Below are 6,404 nucleotides of genomic sequence, written 5' to 3' on the forward strand. Positions count from 1 at the left end.
AGAAATGATATTAATGATTGATAATTATGATTCTTTTACATTTAATTTAGTGCAATTTCTTGGAGAACTTGGACAAGAGCTTGTTATTAAGCGTAATGATGAAGTGACTATTGCAGATATTGAGAATATGAAACCAGATTTCTTAATGATTTCACCAGGTCCATGTAGTCCGAATGAAGCGGGAATTAGTATGGAAGCTATTAAATACTTTGCAGGAAAGCTTCCGATTTTTGGAGTTTGTCTTGGGCATCAATCTATTGCGCAAGTCTTTGGTGGAGAAGTTGTTCGAGCAGAGCGATTAATGCATGGGAAAACGTCGCCTATGCATCATGATGGAAAGACGATTTTCTCGGACATTCCTAATCCATTTACTGCAACGCGTTATCATTCCCTTATTGTGAAGAAAGAGACGTTACCTGATTGCTTAGAGGTAACATCTTGGACAGAGGAAGGGGAAATTATGGCGCTTCGTCATACAACATTACCGATTGAAGGTGTGCAGTTCCATCCGGAATCTATTATGACTTCTCATGGGAAAGAATTATTACAGAATTTCATTCGCAAATATAGTCCAAGCGTGGCATCATGTTAATTTACGTAAATGGTGAATATGTAGAAGCGAATGAAGCGAAAATTTCTCCTTATGACCATGGTTATTTATACGGACTTGGAGTTTTTGAGACGTTTCGTATTTATAATGGTCATCCTTTCTTGTTGGATGATCATTATAAACGTTTAATAGATGCGCTAGATACATTGCAAATCAAATGGACAATGACAAAAGATGATGTAATGCTTATTTTGAAAAATCTACTCGTTAAGAATGAATTGGAGCATGCATATGTTCGTTTTAATGTATCGGCGGGTGTAGATGAAATAGGATTGCAAACGGAAATGTATGAAGAGCCGTCGGTTATTGTTTTTATAAAACCTTTACCAGCCCCAGGGGATATAGTGGAAAAAGAAGGGGTTGTTTTAAAACAAGTGCGAAATACACCAGAGGGTGCGTTTCGCTTGAAGTCCCATCATTATTTAAATAACATTTTAGGGAAACGCGAAATTGGAAATGTTGTGGATAAGGAAGGTATTTTCCTTACTGAAGCAGGTTATGTTGCAGAGGGTATTGTTTCGAATCTCTTTTTTGTGAAAGACAATGTTTTGTATACGCCTTCGCTAAAAACAGGGATTTTAAATGGTATCACTCGTGCATTTATTATAAAGGTTGCAGAGGAGCTTCGTATAGAAATAAAGGAAGGTTTCTTTACGAAAGATGAATTGCTTTCAGCAGATGAAGTTTTTGTAACGAATTCCATTCAAGAAATTGTTCCGCTTTATCATATAGAGGGACGAGATTTCCCGGGTAAAGTCGGAATGATTACAAAAAGGTTTATGCATCTTTATGAAATGCAGAGAGAGAAATTGTGGAGTAGAAATGAATTGCGAAGAGGAGATGTGTAATTTGAAGTGGAATTATGATTTGCGCTGCGGCGAATATACATTGAATTTAAATGAAAAGACATTAATTATGGGGATTTTAAATGTAACGCCAGATTCATTTTCTGATGGTGGGAGTTACAACGAAGTGGATGCTGCGGTGCGCCATGCGAAAGAAATGAAAGATGAAGGTGCTCATATTATTGATATTGGTGGTGAATCTACTCGCCCGGGTTTCGCTAAAGTTTCGGTGGAAGAAGAAATTAAACGAGTTGTTCCGATGATCCAGACGGTTTCGAAGGAAGTGGAATTGCCTATTTCTATCGATACGTATAAAGCAGAAGTTGCGAAACAAGCAATTGAAGCTGGTGCTCACATTATTAATGATATTTGGGGGGCGAAGGCGGAACCGAAAATTGCTGAAGTTGCAGCTCATTATGATGTACCTATCATCTTAATGCATAACCGTGACAATATGAGTTATCGTAATTTAATGGCGGATATGATTGCTGATTTGTATGACAGTATTAAAATTGCTAAAGCTGCTGGTGTACGAGATGAGAATATTATTTTAGACCCAGGTATTGGTTTTGCTAAGACGCCTGAACAAAATTTGGAAGCGATGCGTAATTTAGAACAGTTAAATGTACTAGGTTATCCAGTTCTTTTAGGCACTTCAAGAAAGTCCTTTATTGGACATGTACTAGATTTACCGGTAGAGGAACGTCTTGAGGGAACTGGAGCTACCGTTTGTCTCGGTATTGAAAAGGGCTGTGAATTTGTTCGTGTTCATGATGTGAAAGAAATGGCGCGTATGGCTAAAATGATGGATGCGATGATTGGTAAGGGGGTAAAGTAATTGGATAAAATTTATATCCATGATATGGAGTTTTACGGTTATCATGGTGTATTCCCAGAGGAAAATAAATTAGGTCAGAGGTTTAAAGTTGATTTAACGGTAGAATTGGATTTGAAACGTGCAGGAGAAAGTGATGACTTAGAGCATTCTGTCAATTATGGAGAGCTTTTTGAATTGTGTAGGAAAGTTGTCGAAGATAGAACGTATAAGCTTGTAGAGAGCATCGCTGAAAATATCGCTACAAATATATTGAAACAATATGAGAGTATTTCACGATGTACAATTAAGGTAATTAAACCAGATCCGCCGATACCGGGGCATTATCGCGCTGTAGCGGTAGAAATTACGAGAGAACGTTCATGAATAATATAGCGTACATTGCATTAGGTTCGAATATTGGAGAGCGTTATACGTATTTAACTGAAGCGATTCAGTTTTTAAATAAAAGTCCGTATATCCAAGTTGATGATGTTTCATCAGTGTATGAAACTGATCCAGTTGGCTATACTGACCAAAGTTGCTTTTTAAATTTAGTTATAAAAATTTCTACCAATTTATCACCACAAGAATTATTGAAAGTAACGCAAAAAGTAGAGAATGACCTAGGAAGAAAAAGGGAAATTAGATGGGGTCCGAGAACCATCGACCTTGACATCTTACTCTATAATCAAGAAAATATTGAAGCAGAGAATCTTATTGTTCCGCATCCGCGGATGTTCGAAAGAGCTTTTGTTATCGTTCCGTTGTTAGAAATTAATCAAGATATAAAACAAGACATTTCACGTTCACAAGTAGAAGAAATGAAAAGGCGAGAGGGAGTAACGGTATGGAAGCAGAAAAATGGGGAAGACGCATTCGTGCTTTTCGAAAGCTGAAAGGCTATACACAAGAGGGTTTTGCTAAAGAATTAGGGGTATCTGTATCTGTTTTAGGTGAAGTTGAGAGAGGGAATCGATCGCCTTCCCAAGATTTTGTAGTAGAAGTTGCTAAAGCATTAAAGGTCTCGATAGATGAACTAATGCCAAAGTAATTATGAAGGAAGGAGTAAATCGAGTGTTAAAGATTGCAAATATTGAGATGAAAAATCCGGTTGTACTAGCACCGATGGCGGGAGTGTGTAACTCTGCATTCCGTTTAACCGTAAAAGAATTTGGTGCAGGCTTAGTTTGTGCTGAAATGGTAAGTGATAAGGCGATATTACTTAATAATAAGAGAACGTTAGATATGTTATATATCGACGAGAGAGAAAAGCCATTAAGTTTACAAATTTTTGGCGGAGAGAAAGAAACGCTTGTAGATGCTGCGAAATATGTAGATAAATATACGACAGCAGACATTATTGATATTAATATGGGTTGTCCAGTACCAAAAATCACTAAGTGTGATGCAGGAGCAAAATGGCTTTTAGATCCAAATAAAATATATGAAATGGTAGCGGCAGTTGTAGATGCTGTTGAAAAGCCAGTTACAGTTAAAATGCGTATTGGTTGGGATGAAGAACATATTTTCGCGATAGAAAATGCTAGAGCTGTTGAGCGTGCTGGTGGACAGGCAGTGGCAGTTCATGGACGTACACGAGTGCAAATGTATGAAGGAAAAGCAGATTGGGATATTATTAAACAAGTAAAGCAAGCTGTGAATATTCCGGTTATTGGAAATGGTGATGTTGAAACACCGCAAGATGCGAAGCGTATGCTTGATGAAATTGGTGTAGATGGTGTTATGATTGGTCGTGCTGCTCTTGGGGATCCGTGGATGATTTATCGTACGGTAAAGTATTTAGAGACGGGTGAATTAATGCCGGAACCAACAGTGCGCGAGAAAATTGATGTATGTATGTTGCATCTAGATCGTCTTATCGATTTAAAGAATGAAAATGTTGCTGTAAGAGAGATGAGAAAGCATGCGGCTTGGTATTTAAAAGGTGTTCGTGGTAATGCGAGTGTGCGTAATGGCATCAATACTTGCAACACACGTCAAGACCTTGCGAATGTATTAGGTGCATTTGTAGAAGAAGTAGAAGCGAAACAACAAACAATTTATGTTGGTTAATAAGGGAATGTAGAAGATTGACATTCTTCTACACACTTCCTATAATTACGTGAAAGAAAGAAGAACTGCCAGTTAGTTGCTGGCAGTTTTTCTAGTTGAGTAGAAAATGCTATACTGTATATATTGTAAAAATTAATAGAGCTGGAGTGATATCAATATCATGGATAACATGAACCACGAAGAATTAAACGACCAATTGCTTGTTCGTCGTGAAAAGCTACATAATTTACGTGAGCAAGGAATCGATCCGTTCGGTAAACGATTTGAACGCACAAATTCAACAACGGACTTAGTAAGTCTATATGGAGAATTCTCTAAAGAAGAATTAGAAGAGAAAGAAATCACTGTTTCTATCGCTGGTCGTATTATGACAAAACGCGGTAAAGGAAAAGCTGGATTCGCGCACATTCAAGATTTACACGGACAAGTTCAAATTTACGTTCGTAAAGATACTGTTGGAGATGAAGAGTACGAATTATTTACGACAGCAGATTTAGGTGACTTAGTAGGTATTGAAGGTAAAGTGTTCAAAACGAACGTTGGAGAACTTTCAGTAAAAGCAACAGGATTTACACTTTTAACGAAATCCCTTCGTCCATTACCGGATAAATACCATGGATTAAAAGATGTTGAACAACGTTACCGTCAACGTTACTTAGACTTAATTACAAGTATGGAAAGTCGTGAAACATTTGTTACTCGTAGTAAAATCATTCGTGAGATGAGAAGATATTTAGATGACAACGGTTATCTTGAAGTAGAAACGCCTATGATGCACGCGATTGCAGGTGGAGCATCTGCTCGTCCTTTCACAACGCACCATAATGCGTTAGATATGGAATTATATATGCGTATCGCAATTGAACTTCATTTAAAACGTCTTATTGTGGGTGGATTAGAAAAAGTTTATGAGATTGGCCGTGTATTCCGTAATGAGGGTGTATCAACTCGTCATAACCCTGAGTTTACGATGATTGAATTATATGAAGCATATGCTGATTATAATGATATTATGAAACTAACAGAAAATATGGTTGCTCATATTGCGAAAAAAGTATTGGGTACAACAACGATCCAATATGGTGATTATGAAATTAATCTAGAACCAGAATGGACACGTCTTCATATGGTAGATGCAATTAAGCAACACTCTGGAGCGGATTTCTGGAATCCAATGAGTGTAGAAGAAGCGCGTGAACTTGCAAAAGAACATAATGTAGAAATTAAGGATACAATGGAAGTTGGTCATATTATTAATGAGTTCTTCGAACAAAAAGTAGAAGATAAATTAATCCAACCGACATTTATTTATGGTCATCCGGTAGAAATTTCGCCACTTGCGAAAAAGAATGACGAAGATCCACGATTCACAGATCGTTTCGAGTTATTTATCGTTGCACGTGAACATGCGAATGCATTCACTGAGTTAAACGATCCAATCGATCAAAAAGAACGTTTTGAAGCTCAATTAAAAGAGCGCGAGCAAGGTAATGATGAAGCTCACATGATGGATGATGATTATATCGAAGCTCTTGAGTACGGTATGCCTCCTACGGGCGGATTAGGAATCGGTATTGATCGTTTAGTTATGTTATTAACAAATGCACCATCTATTCGCGATGTACTATTATTCCCTGCTATGCGTCATAAGCAAGACTAAGCTTTGGAGATTTCTCCAAAGCTTTTTTTTTACTATGAGTGATTTGAAGGAAGTGGGTTTTGATAGGGATCGTTTAGAAATTATATTTATATAGAAGAAACATGCTATTTTTATGCTTTTTTACTAAGTTGAAAATTTTATTAGAAAAACTATTGCATTTTAATAAGCGAACTGGTATATTTATATTCGTTGCCACGAGAGGTAACAAAAGAAACAAACGAAAAACAACTTATTTAAAAAAGTTGTTGACGAAAATATAACAAAATGTTATATTGATAAAGTCGCTTCTGAGCGACCAAGTAGTTCTTTGAAAACTGAACGAAACAAACAACGTGAAACGTCAATTTTTATTTTTAGATGCTAGACAAACTAACTTTATTGGAGAGTTTGATCCTGGCT

8 protein-coding genes are annotated in these 6,404 nt (G+C 37.0%); all 8 read left to right on the plus strand.

Features of this window, described 5'->3' with window-relative positions:
- Positions 1 to 4 precede the first annotated feature (4 nt).
- The 8 genes from pabA (at position 5) to lysS (ending at position 6,005) form a co-directional block, all read left to right on the plus strand.
- Positions 5 to 592, plus strand: coding sequence for an aminodeoxychorismate/anthranilate synthase component II (gene pabA / locus ACS2MN_RS29270; RefSeq protein ID WP_000602280.1), 588 nt, complete (start codon positions 5 to 7; stop codon positions 590 to 592).
- Positions 586 to 1,458 (plus strand): aminodeoxychorismate lyase, encoded by an 873-nt coding sequence (gene pabC, locus ACS2MN_RS29275; RefSeq protein ID WP_000909854.1) that lies wholly within the window; start codon positions 586 to 588, stop codon positions 1,456 to 1,458. Before pabA ends, pabC begins: the two co-directional genes overlap by 7 nt.
- Complete coding sequence (gene folP / locus ACS2MN_RS29280; protein ID WP_043322608.1) at positions 1,433 to 2,293, plus strand: dihydropteroate synthase; 861 nt, start codon at positions 1,433 to 1,435, stop codon at positions 2,291 to 2,293. Before pabC ends, folP begins: the two co-directional genes overlap by 26 nt.
- Entirely contained in the window at positions 2,294 to 2,656 is a 363-nt protein-coding gene (folB, locus tag ACS2MN_RS29285) for a dihydroneopterin aldolase (protein ID WP_000358065.1), read from the plus strand.
- Positions 2,653 to 3,168 (plus strand): 2-amino-4-hydroxy-6-hydroxymethyldihydropteridine diphosphokinase, encoded by a 516-nt coding sequence (folK, locus tag ACS2MN_RS29290; RefSeq protein ID WP_001059455.1) that lies wholly within the window; start codon positions 2,653 to 2,655, stop codon positions 3,166 to 3,168. The genes folB and folK overlap by 4 nt, the downstream gene beginning before the upstream one ends.
- Positions 3,120 to 3,323, plus strand: coding sequence for a helix-turn-helix domain-containing protein (locus ACS2MN_RS29295; protein ID WP_000387027.1), 204 nt, complete (start codon positions 3,120 to 3,122; stop codon positions 3,321 to 3,323). Before folK ends, ACS2MN_RS29295 begins: the two co-directional genes overlap by 49 nt.
- A gap of 23 nt (positions 3,324 to 3,346) precedes the next feature.
- On the plus strand, positions 3,347 to 4,345 hold the full coding sequence (gene dusB, locus ACS2MN_RS29300) for a tRNA dihydrouridine synthase DusB (protein WP_000912241.1): 999 nt from the start codon (positions 3,347 to 3,349) through the stop codon (positions 4,343 to 4,345).
- Positions 4,346 to 4,505: 160 nt separating this feature from the next.
- Positions 4,506 to 6,005, plus strand: coding sequence for a lysine--tRNA ligase (gene lysS, locus ACS2MN_RS29305; protein ID WP_000369685.1), 1,500 nt, complete (start codon positions 4,506 to 4,508; stop codon positions 6,003 to 6,005).
- Positions 6,006 to 6,404 lie beyond the last annotated feature (399 nt).

This window comes from Bacillus cereus group sp. BceL062 (assembly GCF_051780025.1).
Taxonomy (GTDB): Bacteria; Bacillota; Bacilli; order Bacillales; family Bacillaceae_G; genus Bacillus_A; species Bacillus_A toyonensis.